14 protein-coding genes are annotated in these 16,666 nt (G+C 62.6%); 4 read left to right on the plus strand and 10 right to left on the minus strand.

The window, feature by feature from the left end; all coding sequences use genetic code 11:
- Positions 1 to 215: 215 nt before the first annotated feature.
- The gene (locus ACH2AT_RS08775) at positions 216 to 872 is read right to left on the minus strand and encodes an MBL fold metallo-hydrolase (protein ID WP_394965287.1); all 657 of its coding nucleotides are present in this window, start codon (positions 870 to 872) and stop codon (positions 216 to 218) included.
- A gap of 166 nt (positions 873 to 1,038) precedes the next feature.
- Here ACH2AT_RS08775 and ACH2AT_RS08780 point away from each other — a divergent pair, with 166 nt between their 5' ends.
- A complete protein-coding gene (locus tag ACH2AT_RS08780) occupies positions 1,039 to 1,587 on the plus strand; it encodes a hypothetical protein (protein ID WP_394965289.1) in 549 nt (182 codons plus the stop codon).
- 70 nt (positions 1,588 to 1,657) lie between these two features.
- Here ACH2AT_RS08780 and ACH2AT_RS08785 read toward each other — a convergent pair whose 3' ends face one another.
- A complete protein-coding gene (locus tag ACH2AT_RS08785) occupies positions 1,658 to 2,401 on the minus strand; it encodes a ThiF family adenylyltransferase (RefSeq protein ID WP_394965291.1) in 744 nt (247 codons plus the stop codon).
- Positions 2,402 to 2,475: 74 nt separating this feature from the next.
- Positions 2,476 to 3,357, minus strand: coding sequence for an aldose 1-epimerase family protein (locus tag ACH2AT_RS08790; RefSeq protein WP_394965293.1), 882 nt, complete (start codon positions 3,355 to 3,357; stop codon positions 2,476 to 2,478).
- Positions 3,358 to 3,501: 144 nt separating this feature from the next.
- Between ACH2AT_RS08790 and ACH2AT_RS08795 the strand changes: the two genes are divergently transcribed.
- Both ACH2AT_RS08795 and ACH2AT_RS08800 read left to right on the plus strand, forming a co-directional pair.
- Positions 3,502 to 6,153 (plus strand): peptidoglycan-binding protein, encoded by a 2,652-nt coding sequence (locus tag ACH2AT_RS08795; RefSeq protein ID WP_394965295.1) that lies wholly within the window; start codon positions 3,502 to 3,504, stop codon positions 6,151 to 6,153.
- Between the two features lie 18 nt (positions 6,154 to 6,171).
- Positions 6,172 to 6,858, plus strand: coding sequence for a peptidoglycan-binding protein (locus ACH2AT_RS08800; protein ID WP_394965297.1), 687 nt, complete (start codon positions 6,172 to 6,174; stop codon positions 6,856 to 6,858).
- A gap of 73 nt (positions 6,859 to 6,931) precedes the next feature.
- Here ACH2AT_RS08800 and ACH2AT_RS08805 read toward each other — a convergent pair whose 3' ends face one another.
- The 4 genes from ACH2AT_RS08805 to ACH2AT_RS08820 form a co-directional block, all read right to left on the minus strand.
- Positions 6,932 to 8,143: a MalY/PatB family protein gene (locus tag ACH2AT_RS08805; RefSeq protein ID WP_394965299.1), complete on the minus strand. Its 1,212-nt coding sequence runs from the start codon at positions 8,141 to 8,143 to the stop codon at positions 6,932 to 6,934.
- 154 nt (positions 8,144 to 8,297) lie between these two features.
- A complete protein-coding gene (locus tag ACH2AT_RS08810; protein WP_394965301.1) occupies positions 8,298 to 9,563 on the minus strand; it encodes a serine dehydratase subunit alpha family protein in 1,266 nt (421 codons plus the stop codon).
- A 124-nt stretch (positions 9,564 to 9,687) separates the two neighbouring features.
- A complete protein-coding gene (locus ACH2AT_RS08815; protein ID WP_394965303.1) occupies positions 9,688 to 10,872 on the minus strand; it encodes a hypothetical protein in 1,185 nt (394 codons plus the stop codon).
- A 36-nt stretch (positions 10,873 to 10,908) separates the two neighbouring features.
- The gene (locus ACH2AT_RS08820) at positions 10,909 to 11,934 is read right to left on the minus strand and encodes a uroporphyrinogen decarboxylase family protein (protein WP_177521772.1); all 1,026 of its coding nucleotides are present in this window, start codon (positions 11,932 to 11,934) and stop codon (positions 10,909 to 10,911) included.
- A gap of 169 nt (positions 11,935 to 12,103) precedes the next feature.
- Here ACH2AT_RS08820 and ACH2AT_RS08825 point away from each other — a divergent pair, with 169 nt between their 5' ends.
- Entirely contained in the window at positions 12,104 to 13,075 is a 972-nt protein-coding gene (locus ACH2AT_RS08825; RefSeq protein WP_394965305.1) for a LysR family transcriptional regulator, read from the plus strand.
- Between the two features lie 609 nt (positions 13,076 to 13,684).
- Here the strand turns inward: ACH2AT_RS08825 and ACH2AT_RS08830 are convergent.
- The 3 genes from ACH2AT_RS08830 to ACH2AT_RS08840 are packed head-to-tail and all read right to left on the minus strand — an operon-like array spanning position 13,685 to position 16,532.
- Positions 13,685 to 15,085, minus strand: a complete 1,401-nt coding sequence (locus ACH2AT_RS08830) for a CotH kinase family protein (RefSeq protein WP_394965307.1) — start codon at positions 15,083 to 15,085, stop codon at positions 13,685 to 13,687.
- Positions 15,086 to 15,137: 52 nt separating this feature from the next.
- On the minus strand, positions 15,138 to 15,809 hold the full coding sequence (locus ACH2AT_RS08835; protein ID WP_394965309.1) for a DUF4956 domain-containing protein: 672 nt from the start codon (positions 15,807 to 15,809) through the stop codon (positions 15,138 to 15,140).
- 24 nt (positions 15,810 to 15,833) lie between these two features.
- Positions 15,834 to 16,532, minus strand: a complete 699-nt coding sequence (locus tag ACH2AT_RS08840; protein WP_394965311.1) for a polyphosphate polymerase domain-containing protein — start codon at positions 16,530 to 16,532, stop codon at positions 15,834 to 15,836.
- Between the last annotated feature and the right edge of the window lie 134 nt (positions 16,533 to 16,666).

The raw sequence follows: 16,666 nt of genomic DNA on the forward strand, positions 1-16,666 counted from the left end.
GTTAAGCTCCGTAGTGCCGAAGATACTTGGTTGGAGACGACCTGGGAAAATAGGTAGGCGCCGGCTTTCTCTTTGCCCATTTTCAGGGGCCCCTGCCGCAAGGCGGGGGCCCTTTTTCTTTGCCGGGCAGGCACATCCCGCACAGTGCAAAAAACGAGCGCCCCAAAAGCCGATTTGGCTCAAGGGACGCCCGTTTCTTCCTTTTTAAAACCCGCTCACGGACGGCAGAGCAGCTTGACCTTGAAGCCCATGGCCTTCAGCTTTTCCGCAAGGCGCGGGCCATTGTTGTCGGTGCCCTCCATGTAGCCTGCGTAGTGATAGGGCACCACCACGCCGGGCTTGTGATCCATGGCGGCCAGCTGGCCGGGGATCTGGTCCATGTAGCGCAGCATGTTGTAAAGCCCGTCGCAGGGCACGAACAGCACGTCGCACGCCACATCGCTGAGCACATCGGTATCGCCCGCCACATAATAGGAAAAGCCGCCCATCCGCAGCAGCGCGCCGAAGCCAAAGCCCAGAGGATGATTTTTGTTTTCGGCGGCCAGCGGCGTGAGCACCACGCCGCACTCGAACACCAGGTCCGGGGCCGCGGGGGTCAGCAGGCTGATGTAGGCGGGGTCCACGCCCATCTCTGCCGTGAGCCAGTCGGCCACCGGCGCCGTCACCGCGAAGCAGGTGTCCGGCCCCGCCGCCTTTCGCAGGTCATCGGGGGAGAAGTGGTCGGAATGGCTGTGGGTCACCACGATGAGGTCGGCGTCGTGGGGGGCTTTCTCCAACTGGAAGGGGTCCGTGTACACCACCGGGCCGTCGGGTACACGAAAGCGCACCATGCCGTGGCGCACCAGATCCACACAGTCGAGGGCATCCATCATAAAAACTCCTTTCGGGGCGGTTGGCCTTGTAAGACAGCCGTTTTTGGATTATAATAAAACAGTATCCACCCTTCGCCGCACTTTTGCGGCGGCGGGCATTCCGCTTGACCTTATTGTAACACGGCGCGCGGGTTTGTCAAAGCCCGCCGCCTTACGGAGGAAAACTATGAAGCGCAAAAACCGTTTTCTGGCGCTGGCCCTTGCCCTGGCGCTGGCTCTGAGCCTGCTGCCCGGCTGCGGCAGCGAGGAAGAGCCCGAGGCCGCCACCCAGAACGAAGCCCAGCCCGGCGGCAGCATCACCTGGCCCGAGGAAGGGCTGGACACATCCGCCACCCTGGCCTCCACCATCGTGGGCGACACCCTCTACATGGTGTTCAACGGGGTGCAGGCCCGCACCAGCGGCTACTTCACCCCTGCGGGCGACACCATCACCGTCACCAGCAGCGCCACCACCACCAGCGAGACCCGCTTTTCCTACCGGGTGACCCTCTGGAAGGAGACCTACGGCGGCCGCGAATATGTGGACGGCGGCACCATGTACTTCACCGCCGACGGCGAATGCCGCACCGGCACCTTCACCGGCCTGGAGGCGGGCGCCCGCTACAAGATCGGCCTTGCCTACGACGGCGGCAGCCATTACATGAGCGGCGGCCTGACCATCTCCGGCCTGGCCCAGGCGGACGCGCTGGAGGACGGGGACACCTCGGCGGCGTAACTAAAAAGCGAACGGCCCGGGGCCTGCGACATGCAGGCCCCGGGCCGCTTTTTCTTTTCAGCGGTGCGGCTCACTCCACCCCGGCGATGTCCCGGATGACCTTGCCCGCCAGGATAAGCCCCGCCGCCCCCGGCACAAAGCTCACACTGCCGGGGGTCTGGCACCGGGGCGCGCCGGGGCGCTGGGGCCCCGGCCCTTCACCGGCGGCAAGCTCCGCCGCGGGGGTCAGGCGCCGTTCGGGGGAATAGACCACCGGCACGTTTTTGAGGCCGCGGACGCGGCACTCCCGCCGCATCACCCGCGCCAGGGGGCAGCCTTCGGTCTTTTCCAGCACCGAAAGGCGCAGCAGCTCCGGGTGCAGCTTGTTGCCGGTGCCCATGCAGCTGATCACCGGCGCCCCCGCCGCCCGGGCCCGGGCGATGATCTCCAGCTTGGCGGTCACGGTGTCCACCGCGTCCACCACATAGTCCGCCCCCTCCAGCGGCACCTGGCCCGCCGTTTCGGGCGTGTAGAACAGCGCCTTTTCCACCACCCTGCAGGCGGGGTTGATGGCCAGCACCCGCTGTGCCGCCGCCTGGGTCTTGGCCATGCCCACCGTGGTGGTGAGGGCGATGATCTGGCGGTTCAGGTTGCTCTCGGCCACCCGGTCGTCGTCCACCAGGGTCAGCGCGCCCACCCCGGCCCGGGCCAGCGCCTCGGCCGCATAGCCGCCCACGCCCCCCAGGCCGAACAGCACCACATGGGCGCGGCGAAGTTTTTCCACCCCCGCCTCGCCCAGCAGCATGGCGGTGCGGCTCTCAAAGGCAGTGGACATAAAAAAGCCTCCTTGTTCAAGGGATGAAAAGGCCGTGCGCGGTGCATCCGCGCACGGCGCTTTGTTGTTCAGATTCAGCGCTGGAAGGTGATGGCCAGGGTGGTGTCCCACTTTTCGCCGGGGGCCAGGGCCGCGGCGCAGGGCTTCTCGGCCCAGTCGCCGGAGGCGTCCGCTCTGTCCTGCAGGCTGCGCCAGGGCTCCACGCAGAGGAAGTGGAGCTTCGGGTCGCCCACGGCGCTCCAGATCAGGGTGTAGGGATAGCCCTCGATGTCAAAGGTGATGCGGCGGCCGGTGTCTTTTTCCACCAGGCACAGGGTCTTGGCGGAAAGCCCGCCCATGCAGATGGAGTCGTTGTCGAACATGCGGTCGTTCATGGGGATGACCCGGCTGCTTTCCATCATCGGATGGGCGCCGCCGGTGAGGTAGCCCGCCTCCACCTCCTGCACGATGGGGGTCTGGGGCACGTCAAAGCGCAGCTCGTAGTCCTCGGTGGTGTGCTTTTCATCAAAGGGCAGGTTGAAGCCGGGGTGATAGCCGATGCCGAAGCGCAGCTCCCTGCTGCCTGAGTTGGTCACCGCCAGGGTGTGGCGCAGGGTGCGGCCCTCCAGGGCATAGGTGCTCTCCAGAACGAAGTCGAAGGGGAACAGCGCCAGGGTCTCGGCGCTGCTGGCAAGGCGGAAGCGCAGGGCCGTGCCGTCGCAGCCCAAAAACTCATGCTCCAGATCGCGGGCAAAGCCGTGCTGGGCGCCGGCGTAGGTTTTGCCCTCCACCGTGAAGCTGCCGCCTGCCAGCTTGCCGCAGTAGGGGAACAGGATGGGCGCGCGCCGGGGCCACACAGCGGGGTCGCCCTGCCAGAGCATCTGGGCGCCGGAGGCCTTGTCCACCACGCTGGCCAGCTCGGCGCCGAGGGTGTCCACCTCCACGCGCAAAAATTCATTTTCCACAGTGTATCGCATTTTCTTCGGCTCCTTTCCATGAGAAGGTCTTGCTGCAACCAGTATAATACACTTTGCCCCAAAAGCCAAGAGGAACGGCCCGCCGCCCCGGTGAATAAGGTGGGTCAGCCGCCCTTCCATCCTGAAGAAAAGGAGCATCAGCCTATGAGCAACGGAATTTTGCGGGTGCAGACCTATGCGGCGCGGGAAAGCGCGCCGGTGGGCGATGTGCGCATCCGCCTGCGCTGCGCTGGCGGCCAGCCGGCACAGGAAATGGAATTTTACACCGACGGCGAGGGCAACGCCCCGGACCTGGAGCTGCCCGCGCCGCCCGCCTCGATCTCGCTGGACGAGAACGCCACCCAGCGGCCCTACAGCGTGTGGGACCTGACGGCGGACAAGGAGGGCTACCAGCCCCTGACGCTGGATGGCCTGCAGCTGTTCGCGGGGCAGGTGACGCTGGCCCAGTTGGAGATGCGCCCCATGCAGCGCCTGGGCGCGCCCGCCCCCCAGCCGGACAGCTTTGCGGTGCCGCCCCACCAGCTCTACAGCCCTGGAAGCGAAGCGCCCAGCACCGCGCCGGTGCAGCTGTGCGAGCCGAGGGTGCTCACCGTGCCCATCATCCCCGAGACCATCACGGTGCATCTTGGCAAGCCGGCGGCCAGCGCCAAGAATGTGACGGTGAGCTTCCGCAGGTACATCGCCAACGTGGCCTCCAGCGAGGTGTATCCCACCTGGCCGGAACAGGCGCTGCGGGCCAACATCCACGCCCAGATCAGCCTGGCGCTGAACCGCATCTTCACCGAGTGGTACCCCAGCAAGGGTTACAACTTCAACATCACAAACTCCACCAGCTACGACCAGTACTACGTCCACGGGCGGGAGATCTTCGAGCCCATGGAGCGCATCACCGACGACATCTTCAACACCTACGTGCGCCGCGAAGGCACCATCGAGCCCTACTACACCGAGTATTGCGACGGCAAGACCGTCAGCTGCCCGGGTATGAAGCAGTGGGGCACCGTGGACCGGGCGAACGCGGGGCTGAACGCCCTGCAGATCCTGCGCTACTACTACGGCAGCGACATCGAGATCGTGCGCACGAACAACATCCAGGGCATCCCCCAGAGCTATCCCGGCACGCCCTTGCGCCGGGGCGATTCCGGCGAGGAGGTGCGCATCATCCAGCGCCAGCTGACCCGCATCGCCAAAAACTACCCCGCCTTCGGCAGCCCCGGCACCGACGGTGTGTTCGGCGCGGCCACCGAGGCGTCGGTGAAGGCCTTCCAAAAGCACTTCAACCTCACCGCCGACGGCGTGGTGGGCCGCTCCACCTGGTATAAGATCAGCTACATTTACGTCAGCGTGAAGAAGCTGGCGGAGCTGACCAGCGAGGGCGAAAAACCCACCGGCAGCCAGGACACCATCACCGGCAGCGGCTATCCCGGCACGCCCTTGCGCCGGGGCGACCGGGGCAACAGCGTGGAGCAGATGCAGTTCTGGCTGCAGCAGCTGGCGGAGTTCGACCCCGGCCTGCGCGATCTGGCGGTGGACGGCATCTTCGGCGCCGGCACCGAGGCGGCGGTGAGGGCCTTCCAGGAGAAAAACGGCCTTGCTGCCGACGGCGTGGTGGGCCGCATGACCTGGGACGCCATCTGGAGCCAGTACCAGAGCCTTGAGAGCGACATCAACCAGTCGAATAACGGCTATCCCGGCAGCCCGCTGCGTGTGGGCAGCCGGGGCGACGCGGTGCGCAAGGTGCAGTTCTGGCTGCGCATCGCCGCCAGCAACTACTCCTCCATCCCCAGCCCGGCGGTGGACGGCGTCTTCGGTTCCGGCACCGAGGCGGCGGTGAGGGCCTTCCAGCGCGAGTTCGGTTTGACTGCCGACGGCGTGGTGGGGCCCGCCACCTGGCAGAAGCTCTATGAGATCTATGCCGACGTGACCAACCAGCTGCTGGCCCCGAACCAGCGTCCGGGCGCTTATCCCGGCAGCCCGCTGCGCCTGGGCAGCACCGGGCGGGCTGTGCGGGAGGCGCAGTTCTATCTTGTGCTGATGAGCGCCTACTACCCTTCCATCCCCCGCATCAACATCGACGGGGAGTTCGGCCCTGCCACCGAGGCGGCGGTGAAGGCCTTCCAGAAGCTGTTCGGCCTCACCCAGGACGGCGTCATCGGGCCCGCCACCTGGGAGAAGCTCTATCAGCAGAGCCAGACCCTGCGCACCAGCGACGGGCTGGTGCAGGCCTACCGCCTGCTGCCCTGGCCGGGGTTCGCGCTGGCCGAGGGCGCCGCAGGCAGCGACGCGGCCTGGCTGCAGTTTTTGCTGGAATACGTCGCCTATTTCTACGACGAGGTCCAGTCCCCCGGCGGCATCGACGGCGTGTTCGGCTCCAGGACCAGAAACGCGCTGGAGAGCTTCCAGAGCGAGTTCAGCCTGCCTGTCACCGGCACGGCGGACGAGATCACCTGGAACGCCCTCACCGCTACTTTCCTCAGCCTGGCGGCGGCGGGCAGCGAGCAGACCGCCTTGGCCGCCGGCCCGGAGTATCCCGGCTATGTGATGCAGCTGGGCAGCGCGGGCGACGCGGTGATGCAGCTGCAGCAGCTGATGAACCAGGTGGCGGTGCTCTACTGCACGGCGGAATTCGTGCCGGTGGACGGCGTGTTCGGCGAGGCCACCGAACAGGCGGTGCGCCTGTTCCAGGAGGGCCTGGGCCTGCCGGTCTCCGGCGTGGTGGACCGCCAGACCTGGCAGAGCATCTTTGACCTGCTCGACCCGTCCGTTTCCGCATCCTGCGCAAACTGCGCCAAGTAACGAAAGGAGAGACCCGGCATGCCCAAAGTATTCGTCTACGACTTCTATGAAAACCGCTTGCTGACCTACAACCTGAATGAGAGCGACGCCATGCCCTTTTCCACCGGCACCACCCTGCGGGTGCGGGAGTTCCGGGGCAGCTCCTCCAGCCCCACCCTGTGGACCACCACCGCCGCCATGGAGGCCTGGAACCTCACCCGCCGCAGCTACGGCAGGGGCATCCACGTGGGCTATGCCTTCAAGCGCATCTGGGAGGGCGGCCACGGCACCGCCAGCCAGCACTATGCCGGCGTGGCCTTCGACGTGGGCCAGGGCCAGGGCTCCACCGCCCGCAACGCCATCTGGAGGGCGGCCAAAAACACCGGCGCCTGGGGCTATGTGGAGCCCCAGAGCATGACCCCCACCTGGGTCCACTTTGACCGGCGCTATGGCCGGCCCGCCTGCTCGGGCACCACCTCCGGCTACCCCACCCTGCGCCGGGGCGCGGTGGGCGCATACGTGCTGGTGCTGCAGGACGCGCTGAACGCCCTGGGCTATTCCACCCGCACGCTGGACGGCAAGTTCGGCCCCAACACCGAGAACGCCCTGCGCGCCTTCCAGCGCGCGGTGAGCCTCTCGGTGGACGGCGTCTGCGGCTGCAACACCTGGAAGAAGCTCACCGCTGCGGCGGTGGGCATCGGGCGCACCCGCACCGTCATCGACTGAGCACGCGCCCCTGAAAGCCAAAGCCCCCGGGGCGGCCTGACGGCCGCCCCGGGGGCCTTGCGCGTTTTCGCCATCAGGCGTTGAACACGTATTTGTCCAGCCGGCCGAAGGCCTCCTGCACCCGGCTGAGAGGCAGGGCCAGGTTGATGCGCAGGTGGCAGGGGCCGTGGAAGGCCCGGCCGTCCTGCACCGCCACGCCCACGTCCCAGCAGGCTTTTTCCACCTCGCCGATGGTTTTGCCGTGGGCCTCGCACCACTGGGTGCAGTCTGCGAACAGCATGTAGGTGCCCTGGGGCCGGGCCGCGTCCACACCTTCAAAGTGCTCTTGGATGAAGCGGCAGGCGTAGTCCACGTTGGCGGTCAGCACCTGGCGCAGTTCCTCCAGCCACTCGCGGCCCTCCGGCTGGCAGGCGGCGATGAGCGCGTGCATGCTCAGCACGTTCATGCTGTTGTAGTGGCTCAGGCTGGATTCCTTCCGCACCCGGTCCCGCAGGCGCTTGTTGTAGATGATGTGGTAGCTGCCCACAAGGCCCGCCAGGTTGAAGGTCTTGCTGGGGGCGTACAGCGCCACGGTGTTCTGCCGCGCCCACTCGCTTACCGACTGGGTGGGGATGTGCCTGTTTCCCTCCAGGATGATGTCGCTCCAGATCTCGTCGGACACCACCGTCACCTCATACTTCTCGAACAGGGCCATGGCCTGCTCCAGCTCCCAGCGCTCCCACACCCGGCCGCAGGGGTTGTGGGGCGAGCAGAGGATGGCGGCGTGGATATTCTGGGTGCGCAGCTTTTCCTCCATGTCCGCAAAGTCCATGCGCCACACACCGGCTTCATCCCGCTTCAGTGGGCTGAGCACCATGTTGTAGCCGTTGTTGGAAAGGGCCGAGGTAAAGCCCACATAGGTGGGGGAGTGGACCAGCACCCTGCCGCCCCGGGAGCAGGCCACGTTCAGGGCGCTGATCACGCCGCCCAGCACGCCGTTCTCGTAGCCGATGCACTCGCGGCAAAGGCCGGTCACGCCGTTGCGGTTTTCCTGCCAGGCGATGATGGAGTCGAAGTACTCGCCGGTGGGCTCAAAGTAGCCGTAGAGGGGGTGGGCCGCCCGCTCGGCGAGCGCCCTGGGGATGGTGGGCACGGTGGCGAAATTCATGTCCGCCACCCACATGGGGATGGCGTCAAACCCTGCCTTGGGCGCGGCGGGGGCAAAACCGCCAGGTTTGCCCAGCCCGTCCACGGCGAGGGCGTCTTTGCCGCGGCGGTCCGGGATGGAAGTGAAATCGTATTTCATGTTCTGACATTCCTTTCCAAAAGATGAAAGAATCGCTTTGCCCACATTTTACTCCATCCCGGCGGCAGGTTCAATGCAAAAAGGGCGGAGGCCGCTGCGGCGCGGCCTCCGCCCGGCCCCGGAACGGGGCGGCCGTGAGAAAAGAGGAAGGGCGTTACTTGCCGATCATCATGTTCAGGATCTCCACGTCGGTGGCCTTCATGCCGTCCCTGCCCAGGCGGCCGAAGTTGCGGATGGTATGCTCGTAGTCCTCCTCCACCAGGCCCTCGCCGAAGGGAAACACCCGGCCCCGCTTTGCCATCTCGTAGCCCAGCAGGCCGCTGTTCACCGCGCTGGCGATCTTGGCCGCGCAGGAGGCCTTGGCGCCGTCGCACACGATGCCGCCCACATTGCCCAGGGAATTGACGATGGTCCGCCCGATGACGTCGTAGCCTTCGCCGTAGAGATAGGCCACGCCGCAGGCGGCGGCGGTGCCCGCCGACACCGCGCCACAGTAAGCGGACAGGTTGCCGATGTAGCGCTTCTGGTGCAGGGCGATGAGGTTGGTCAGGGTCAGGGCGCGGTAGAGCTTTTCGTCGCAGACGCCCAGCTCTTTTGCGTAGGTCACCACCGGCATGGCGCAGGTGATGCCCTGGTTGCCGCTGCCCGCGTTGATGACCACCGGCAGCGCGCAGCCGTTCATCCGCGCGTCCGACCCGGCGGCGGCGCTGGCCATGGCCCGGGTGCGCACGCTGCCACCCCACACTTCCAGAAGGGTGCGGCCCACGCCCGCGCCCCATTCCTCTTCCAGGCCCACCCGGGCGATCTCGCTGTTGCAGCGGATCTGCTCGTCCAGCAGCGCCTTCACGTCCTCGATCTTCACCGTGTCGGCAAATTCCAGGATGTCCTTCAGGTTCAGCTGGCTCTTGTCGCCGCCGTCCTCGGCGGGGATGTCGTCCGCCTCCAGCAGCACCTGGCCGTTTTTCTCGATGCGGGCGATGTGGTTGTGCTTGGTCTTGACCTCCACCACCGCGGCGTCGGCCCCGGCTTCGGCTTCGATGCGGATGTACAGGTTCTCCACGCCCTCCGCCAGCTCACAGCGGCAGACGCCCGCAGCCGCCAGGCGGCGAACCTCTTCGGCGGCCTCGGGCGGCACGCGGCTGATGACTTCCAGCTCCAGATCGGGGTCGCCGGCCAGCGCGCCCAGCAAAGCGGCTACCTCGATGCCTTTCTGCCCGCCGGCGTTGGGCACGTTCACGCCCTTCACGTTCTTGATGATGTTGCCGCTGCAAAGAGCGACCATTTTTTCAGGCATTGCCCCCAGCACCTGCCGGGCCTTGGCGGCGGCGAAGGCGATGGCGATGGGTTCGGTGCAGCCCATGGCGGGAATAAGCTCTTTGTTCAGGATCTTCAAATAATTTTCATATTGACCGGGTACCATGGTGACGGGCTCCTTTCAACAGCAGGGTGTGTTTGAAACAAAACGGCGCCCGATAATACGAAGGCATTACCGGGCGCCGGGTCAGTGCCGGCCTGGCGGCGCCCGCGTCAGGGCGGGCAGGGGGTCAGGCCTGCTTGGAAGCTTCCAGCTTTTCCTTTTTGTCCACCATGGCGACGCGCACGATGGAGATGAACAGCGGGATGACGATGGCGAACAGCGCCAGGTTGCCCAGCAGCACATAGCCTTTCTGCACGATGGCCATCAGGCCCACGCCGGAGATGAACCAGCAGGTGAGCAGGAAGATGAGCGCGATCACGAAGAACTTGGCGCGCTGAGGCACCTTTTCGCTCTTCCACACGACGGACCAGCGGTTGGCCACGTTGAAGGTGAAGGTGGGGGCGGTGGAGACCACCGAGAAGATGACCACGATCCAGTAGACGATGGTCAGCACGGGGCTGAGGTACTGCTGGCAGATCTCCAGGATGGGGGTGCCTTCGTACACTTCCGGCATGAAGGGCAGCACGATGGCGCCGGTGACGACGAAGAGCAGGGTGACCATCACGCCGATGGTGATGCCGGAGCCGATGGCGTCCTTCTTGGTGTGGATCTGATCGGCATAGTTGCTCAGCGAGGAGCCCCAGCTGGAGGTGGTGAAGCAGTAGGAGATGAACATGGAGGTGTGGGCCGCGACGGTGGTGAGGCCCCAGTCAGGGCCGATGCTGAAGTTGCCGATGCGCTCGGCCAGCACGTCGCCCTTGACGGCGATGACCGCGATCAGGATGGCCGCCAGCGAGACAAGCAGGGAGACGGTCATCACGGTGTTGAACTTGCGCAGGAAGGACGCGCCGTAGATGGTGAGCACCGTGAACAGAAGCACGGCGATCACGCTGCCCAAAAACACGGGCACGCCCAGCAGCGAGTTGAACAGCTCGGCGAACAGGGCCACGGTAGCGGCCACGGTGACAAGGCCCATCAGGATGGTGTACACGTCGAAGAAGACGGTGACGACGGTCTTGAGCACCGGGCTTGAGCCGGGTTTGTGCAGGCCGTACAGCGCCAGATAATAGGCGTTGTAGTTGGTGGCCTTGAAGGCGCGCACGAAGTCCAGGCCGATGGCGCAGAAGAAGGACATGGCGAAGCAGAAGATGGCCAGCCACACAAAGGCCCAGCCGCCGCCCAGCGTCACGATGTAGGCCGAGGCATAAACGCCGGAGGCCATGTTCGCGCCGCAATATGTGCCAAACATCAGCGCGCCGATGCCGAACCAGGCTTTAAAGGTATCCCAGCCGCTGCGAGTTTGCTTTTCCAAAACGATTCCCTCCTTACAAAATGTATTTCCGCGGGCTTACAGCTTCACGCGGGGGTTGGCGGCGTACTGGATGGCGGCCTGACGGACCCACTCCAGACGCTCGTCGTCGATGTCGGTGGGAACGGTGCAGTCCGCGCCCAGCATCACGCCCACCTGGCCCGCCTCGTCCAGATACTTGCAGACCTCGGCGGTGATCTCCTCGCGGGTGCCGGTGTAGATGGTTTCCGCCTGGGCAAAGCCGCCGCACACGGGCTTGCCGCCAAACAGCTTTTTGCCTTCCGCCAGGCCGACGCCCTCGGCATGCACCGCCCAGTTGAACACGGGCACGTCGTAGTCCTTGAACAGCTCCAGGTTGTTGCTCTTGCCGTGGTAGCCGCAGATGTGCAGCATGTTGAAACGGCTCAGCTCATTGGCAGCCGCCAGCACCTTCTTATCGGAGGGGGCGATGTACTTCGCATAGAACTCGTCGGGCACATAGTGGGCCTGGTTGTTCACGCTCAGGTAAACGGCCTCGGCGCCGCACTCGGTGAGCAGCATCTTGTTCAGGGCGTTCACGCTGTCGGCAATGATGTCCAGCGCAGCCATCACGGAGTCGGGGTCTTCCTCCAGGAAGCTGTAGAGCTTGGAATGGGCCACTTCGGTGCCGATGTCCATGCCGCTGATGCTGTTGCGCAGGATGATGCAGGGGCTGAAAGCGGTGATGTAGATGGGCGCGTCGGAACCCTCATAGATGGCCACCACCCGCTTGGTCAGTTCCTTGCTCTTCTCAAAGAAGGCGGAGCCGGGCATGGGGGGCTGGATCTTGCGCAGGTCGGCGGGGGTCTTGACAAACGAGGTGTCCACAGGCATGATCATAAGGGTATCGTTCATGATTTTGATCACGTCCGGGTCGAACTTCGCGCGGGCGGTGCGGTGGCCCTCGATGTTCTTTTCAAAAGCGGCTTCGTTGGTCAGGCCGGTGAGCCACTCCTGCTCGGTGGTGAAGTGGTGGAAGAAGGCCACAGGGACCCGGTCCACCGGTTCGTTGGCGAGGAATTTCTCGAAACGTTCGCGCTTTGTCATGCTGCACACTCCTTTTTTTGTCGGTTTTTGTCGGATGCTCCGGCGATGAAGCCTTGTGCGGTTTCGTCGCTTTGCTTATGATTATATTAACACGTTGATAATTTTATGGATAATACATAAAAAAGAAAAGACATGAAAAAAAGCTATGGCCTGCAAGGAGGGGAAAAGGATGAAAATTCAGTCGTTACGGTATTTTGTGACGCTGGTGCAGGCGGGGTCCATCACAAAGGCGGCCCAGCAGCTGTATGTGGCGCAGCCCAGCCTCACCAAATCCCTGAAACTTCTGGAGGAGGAACTTGGCTACCCGCTGGTGGAACGGTCCGCCAGCGGGGTGCACCTGACAAAAAAAGGGTGCAGGGTCTATGCCGAGGCGCAGCAGGTGCTGGACCTCTACGACGGATGGAAGGCGATGGGCCGGGACGACCAGCCCAAGCTGATCGATATCTATACCTATCTTTCCTTCCCGGACTTCCTGCTTCCGGACATCGTGCTTCGCTACCGCAAGAAATATCCGGAACTGGTCATCAACTTCACCGTGACCGAGCAGCCGGAGCGGTTCATCTCCCGTTCGGGCCACAAGCCGGTGCTGGCGCTGGTGATGTGCCGGGAGGGCGAACACCTGCGCCGCCTGACCGAGATCCAGGGCAACCCGCCCGTGCTTTTGATGAGCGGCGCCTACCGGTGCCTGGTGAACACCCGCCATCCGCTGGCGCAGCGGAAAGAGGTGACCTTTGAGCAGCTGCGGGATTATTACCTGATCCTGCCGGATCTGGATCAGAACGAGCGGGTGCCGGAAATGCCGGAGGGGTTCCTGCATGGGATCCTCTGCCTGAGCCCGGACCAGAAAAAGGTGGAAGTGGAAACGGTGGCCAACGTGATCCCCCTGGTGGAAAAGGACAACGAGAGCTATGCCCTCTCCTTCTGGCCGGCGGCCCTGCGCTATAAAGGCGTTCAGGAAGGGCGGCTGATCGGGGTGCCCATCGTGGACGAATGCGCCCGGGGCCAGTTCATGCTCTTTTATTCCAAGGCCGCCTACGAGACATATCCGGTGGTGCGTCAGCTGGTGGAGGACATCCGCGCGGCGGCCCGGGCCTTTTTGCGGCAGAATACGCCGTCCTCATGGGGTGCGAACACGCCATAACGGCCCGCCATGAGCTTGCGGCCAGGCGGGCCGGCTGCCGCTTCAGGCACGCCGGAGACAAAGCGCCCGGAAGGGTTCGACAGGGTCCCGGCATCCTTGCCGGGCGGGAAACCATGCAGCGCCGGGGCCAAGACCTTGCCGGCCGGCTGCCAGAGCGGTTCATCCTGTTCCATGGCCGTCTGCTGTGCCTTGGAGACGCCGGCTGGGAAAGGCGGCGGGTCCCGTTTCTCCACTGGTTCTTTTCCCGTTGACAGACGCCGAAGCCCCGCGGCGTTTATATCTCCTTCCCAGCCGGTAAATAATCCGGGGGGAGGTGTGGAGCGGGGGAGAAAAACAAAAAGCGCCCCGGCCAGCTAAGCCGAGGCGCTGCCGAAAAAGGGCGCGCTTCTCCCCGCTTTGGGGCTAAAATTTCCAGAATATCTCAATGCTTCGGGCCTTTCATTCATCGTCCGCAGGATGCACCACCGCTTTTTCAATAAATTGATTACGGGCAATAAGGGTGATTCAAATTTGCGGACAGCAGATGTACTGCTTATCATCCTCACATCGGGATAATCCTTGTCAAAATGCGCGGCAAAAAGCGTGGGGGCGGTTCAGAACCGGTGCGTTCTAAGCGCTTTTTCCTGTTATGCCCCTCAAAGCCGCATCCTGCCTCTCCTTTGCCGACTCCAAATCTTCAAAATCCCCCAAGTCGGTCAGCAGGATTTCGGAAGCGTCCACTTTGCTGTCCGGATTTTCCTGCTGGTCGCGGATGGTAGCGGGGATTTCCCCGTCCAGCTGGCTTCGCACGCTCTGCGCCCGGAGCAGACATACCTGCTCCAAAGTGTCCACCGCCAGCTGATGGTCTGCGAAGGAGCAGAAGGCGGTGGGGTCCTTTTGGACATAGGGGGCAATCAGCCTTTCTGCCTGCCGGAGAAAGGTTTCAAACCGGCCGCTTTCAAAATATTCCGAAAGGAATTCATCAAAATAGTCGTGATAGCGGGCAAAGTACTCGTCGTGCTTCATCAGGTTGTGATACAGCGGCCGGTTAAGCATAACCCTGCCTTCCGCCGGGGTGTTGATCGGATAGTTAATGAGGATGTTGGAATCTTTGATAGGGTCAGTCATCCCCAGGGCATAGGTGCCGAAAGCCAGGTTGTAATCCCAGGGCAGCATGCTGAGCACCCCGTCTTGTTCATACAGAAAGTAGTTGTGCCCGGTGCGGCCCAGATAGCTGTCCCAGTTCATTACAAAAACCTGCACAGTAAAATACCGCAGCACCTCATCCACGTTGATTGCGGTTTCTAAATTCTCACCGGTAGACAGGGTTTTCAGCGCCTCGATCACCCGCTTCTGATCGGCTTCCGATCCCTTGAACTTGGCGTTTTCAAAGATACCGGGGTAGCTGTCCGGGTGATCGTCGATATATTGCAGCGCCACGTCGGCGTTTTCCGCGTTCAGGGAACGGTAATCCGGCTTGTACAGCTTCCCGTAATCATTCCCGAAATTCCGGCGGGCAAAGGCCTCCTCCGGCTCCTCTACCGCCAGAAACAGGCCCCAGTCCTCCCCGTTGACCGTCACCCAGGTATAGCTGCAAAGCGGAGCCGGAACCTCCATGAACGCCATCATATCATAGACCATGCAGGTTTTCAGGTAGCTGTTATCCTGAAAAGCGGCGTCCAGCGAAAATTTGTCCAGCCCGTAATAATTCCCGCCGTCCAGGAATTGGTCGAATTCCAGCTTGAGGCTGTAGCGGGACAGCCCGTATTCTTCTGTCAGCCGCAGGGAATTGTTCCCCTTTGCCCGCAGCCCGATATTATGAAACGCCTCTCCGTCGATTTCGACAGCGCAGGTCACGTATTCTTCCTTTTCAGCATTTTCAATAAAAGCGCCCCAGTCCGCGATTTGAATATCAATGGTGTGCACCCGGCTGTTATCAAACAACCGGGTCACATATCCCGGGTTGGCGCTGGCCTTGGGAATTCCCAGTTGTTCGCCCAACATCAGCAGCAGGGTGAGGAGGACTGCCAAACCCGCCGCGCCTGTACAAATCCAGTCGATGTATTTATGCCTTACCATTGCGCTATCCCATATAGTCGCCGTTGTAGGAGACCAGCACTACCCGGGATACGCCCGGCATAGCCTCCAACTCGTTGGCAAAAGCGCTGCTGTCCTCTTTCAAACGGACTTCGTAATTCAGTTCCACACAGCCGTTGTCCACGCTTTTGCTCTTAAGGCTCAGCCGCCGGACCTGGGATTTCACAAAAATCCGCGCCTGTTCCTCAATCTCGCTGTTTTCGCAGTGCACCACCAGGATATACGGGAAATCCACCGTCTTCTTTTTGGAGAAAGCAAACAGAACCACCCCGATGAAGATACTGCCGAATACCGCCAGCGGGATCAGCCCTGCCGCCAGGACAATGCCCACCGCAATAGCCCAGAACAAAAAAGCGATATCCATGGGTTCCTTGACCGCCGTGCGGAACCGGACGATGGACAGGGCGCCCACCATGCCCAGGGACAGCACAATATTGCTCACCACCGTCATGATCAGCAGGGTAGTGATCAAAGACAACGCAATCAACGTTACGCCGAAGCTGGCCGAGTACATCACCCCGCTGTAGCTTTCCTTATAAATGAAAAAGATAAATAATCCCAGCAGGAAAGCCAGAACGAAAGCGATCGCCATGTCCAATATAGAAATACTGGCGATGTTCTCCAGAAAGCTGGATTTGAAAATATCCTGAAAGGTCATGAAAGCCGCCTCTCCTCTGTCTTTTCAATCAAACCGCCGGCAAAGGGCGTATTTGGAGCAGGCCGCCGCCTGCCTTCCGGGCACCTGCACCGCCATGCGGACAACTTCCGGCAAAAACGCGTCGTATTTGACCTCCAGCACTGTGCCGGGTTCCATGGCGCGCAGGTAAAAAATCTCCGGATTTAGAAACTCCACGTTGCCAAGGCCGGTGCGGATATCCCGGTCCAGGGTAATCCGCACATTGCCGAGTGCATAGAGAAAGGCCTCCCGGTCATAACGGACGATGGTCCTGGGCCGCAATCCTTTCCCTTTGATTTTGCTGTAAAGCTCGATGAAAAGCGGTTCGCCCGAATCCAGCAGGAATGCAGAACTGCCGGAAAGCAGCATTTTTACCTGTTCCTGCGTCATCCGGGCGCTGCGCTTGCCGCACAGGCCGTTAATTTTGTACTTCTTTTCCAGCCGGATAAAGGAGGCGTCCGCCCCGTAATACCGCAGGCGGAATTTTTCCCGCCGGTTGACCCCGTCGATTTTCTCCCGCAGGGCGCTGTCATAGGGCGTGTCAAAGTACAGGCTGGTCACCCGGTATGTACCGTCTGGGCCGGCGTTTTTGTCGTGGGAAAACAGTTTTTTGAGCCTTTGGGAAAGCACCAGATCTTCCCGCAGGTTGATCTGGTGCTTCAGCTCATGCCGAAGGGAAATGGCTTTTTGCGGCTCAGTCGTCATAGCCGGAATCCCCGTCGTCATCGTCGCTGTAATCGCTGCCGCCATCGTCGTAATTGGTATCGCCGTAGTTGGTATCGCTGTAGTCGGTGACGCCGTCGTTGTTCGGGCCGTAGTCGGTGTCGTTGTAGTCGGTG

This window comes from Candidatus Allofournierella excrementigallinarum, from assembly GCF_944388085.1.
Taxonomy (GTDB): Bacteria; Bacillota; Clostridia; order Oscillospirales; family Ruminococcaceae; genus Allofournierella_A; species Allofournierella_A excrementigallinarum.

What these genes read in the sequence shown, in the direction of transcription:
- ACH2AT_RS08775 (WP_394965287.1), bottom strand. Translation starts at nt 872, where the DNA reads ATGATGGATGCCCTCGACTGTGTGGATCTGGTGCGCCACGGCATGGTG.
- ACH2AT_RS08780 (WP_394965289.1), top strand. Translation starts at nt 1,039, where the DNA reads ATGAAGCGCAAAAACCGTTTTCTGGCGCTGGCCCTTGCCCTGGCGCTG.
- ACH2AT_RS08785 (WP_394965291.1), bottom strand. Translation starts at nt 2,401, where the DNA reads ATGTCCACTGCCTTTGAGAGCCGCACCGCCATGCTGCTGGGCGAGGCG.
- ACH2AT_RS08790 (WP_394965293.1), bottom strand. Translation starts at nt 3,357, where the DNA reads ATGCGATACACTGTGGAAAATGAATTTTTGCGCGTGGAGGTGGACACC.
- ACH2AT_RS08795 (WP_394965295.1), top strand. Translation starts at nt 3,502, where the DNA reads ATGAGCAACGGAATTTTGCGGGTGCAGACCTATGCGGCGCGGGAAAGC.
- ACH2AT_RS08800 (WP_394965297.1), top strand. Translation starts at nt 6,172, where the DNA reads ATGCCCAAAGTATTCGTCTACGACTTCTATGAAAACCGCTTGCTGACC.
- ACH2AT_RS08805 (WP_394965299.1), bottom strand. Translation starts at nt 8,143, where the DNA reads ATGAAATACGATTTCACTTCCATCCCGGACCGCCGCGGCAAAGACGCC.
- ACH2AT_RS08810 (WP_394965301.1), bottom strand. Translation starts at nt 9,563, where the DNA reads ATGGTACCCGGTCAATATGAAAATTATTTGAAGATCCTGAACAAAGAG.
- ACH2AT_RS08820 (WP_177521772.1), bottom strand. Translation starts at nt 11,934, where the DNA reads ATGACAAAGCGCGAACGTTTCGAGAAATTCCTCGCCAACGAACCGGTG.
- ACH2AT_RS08825 (WP_394965305.1), top strand. Translation starts at nt 12,104, where the DNA reads ATGAAAATTCAGTCGTTACGGTATTTTGTGACGCTGGTGCAGGCGGGG.
- ACH2AT_RS08835 (WP_394965309.1), bottom strand. Translation starts at nt 15,809, where the DNA reads ATGACCTTTCAGGATATTTTCAAATCCAGCTTTCTGGAGAACATCGCC.
- ACH2AT_RS08840 (WP_394965311.1), bottom strand. Translation starts at nt 16,532, where the DNA reads ATGACGACTGAGCCGCAAAAAGCCATTTCCCTTCGGCATGAGCTGAAG.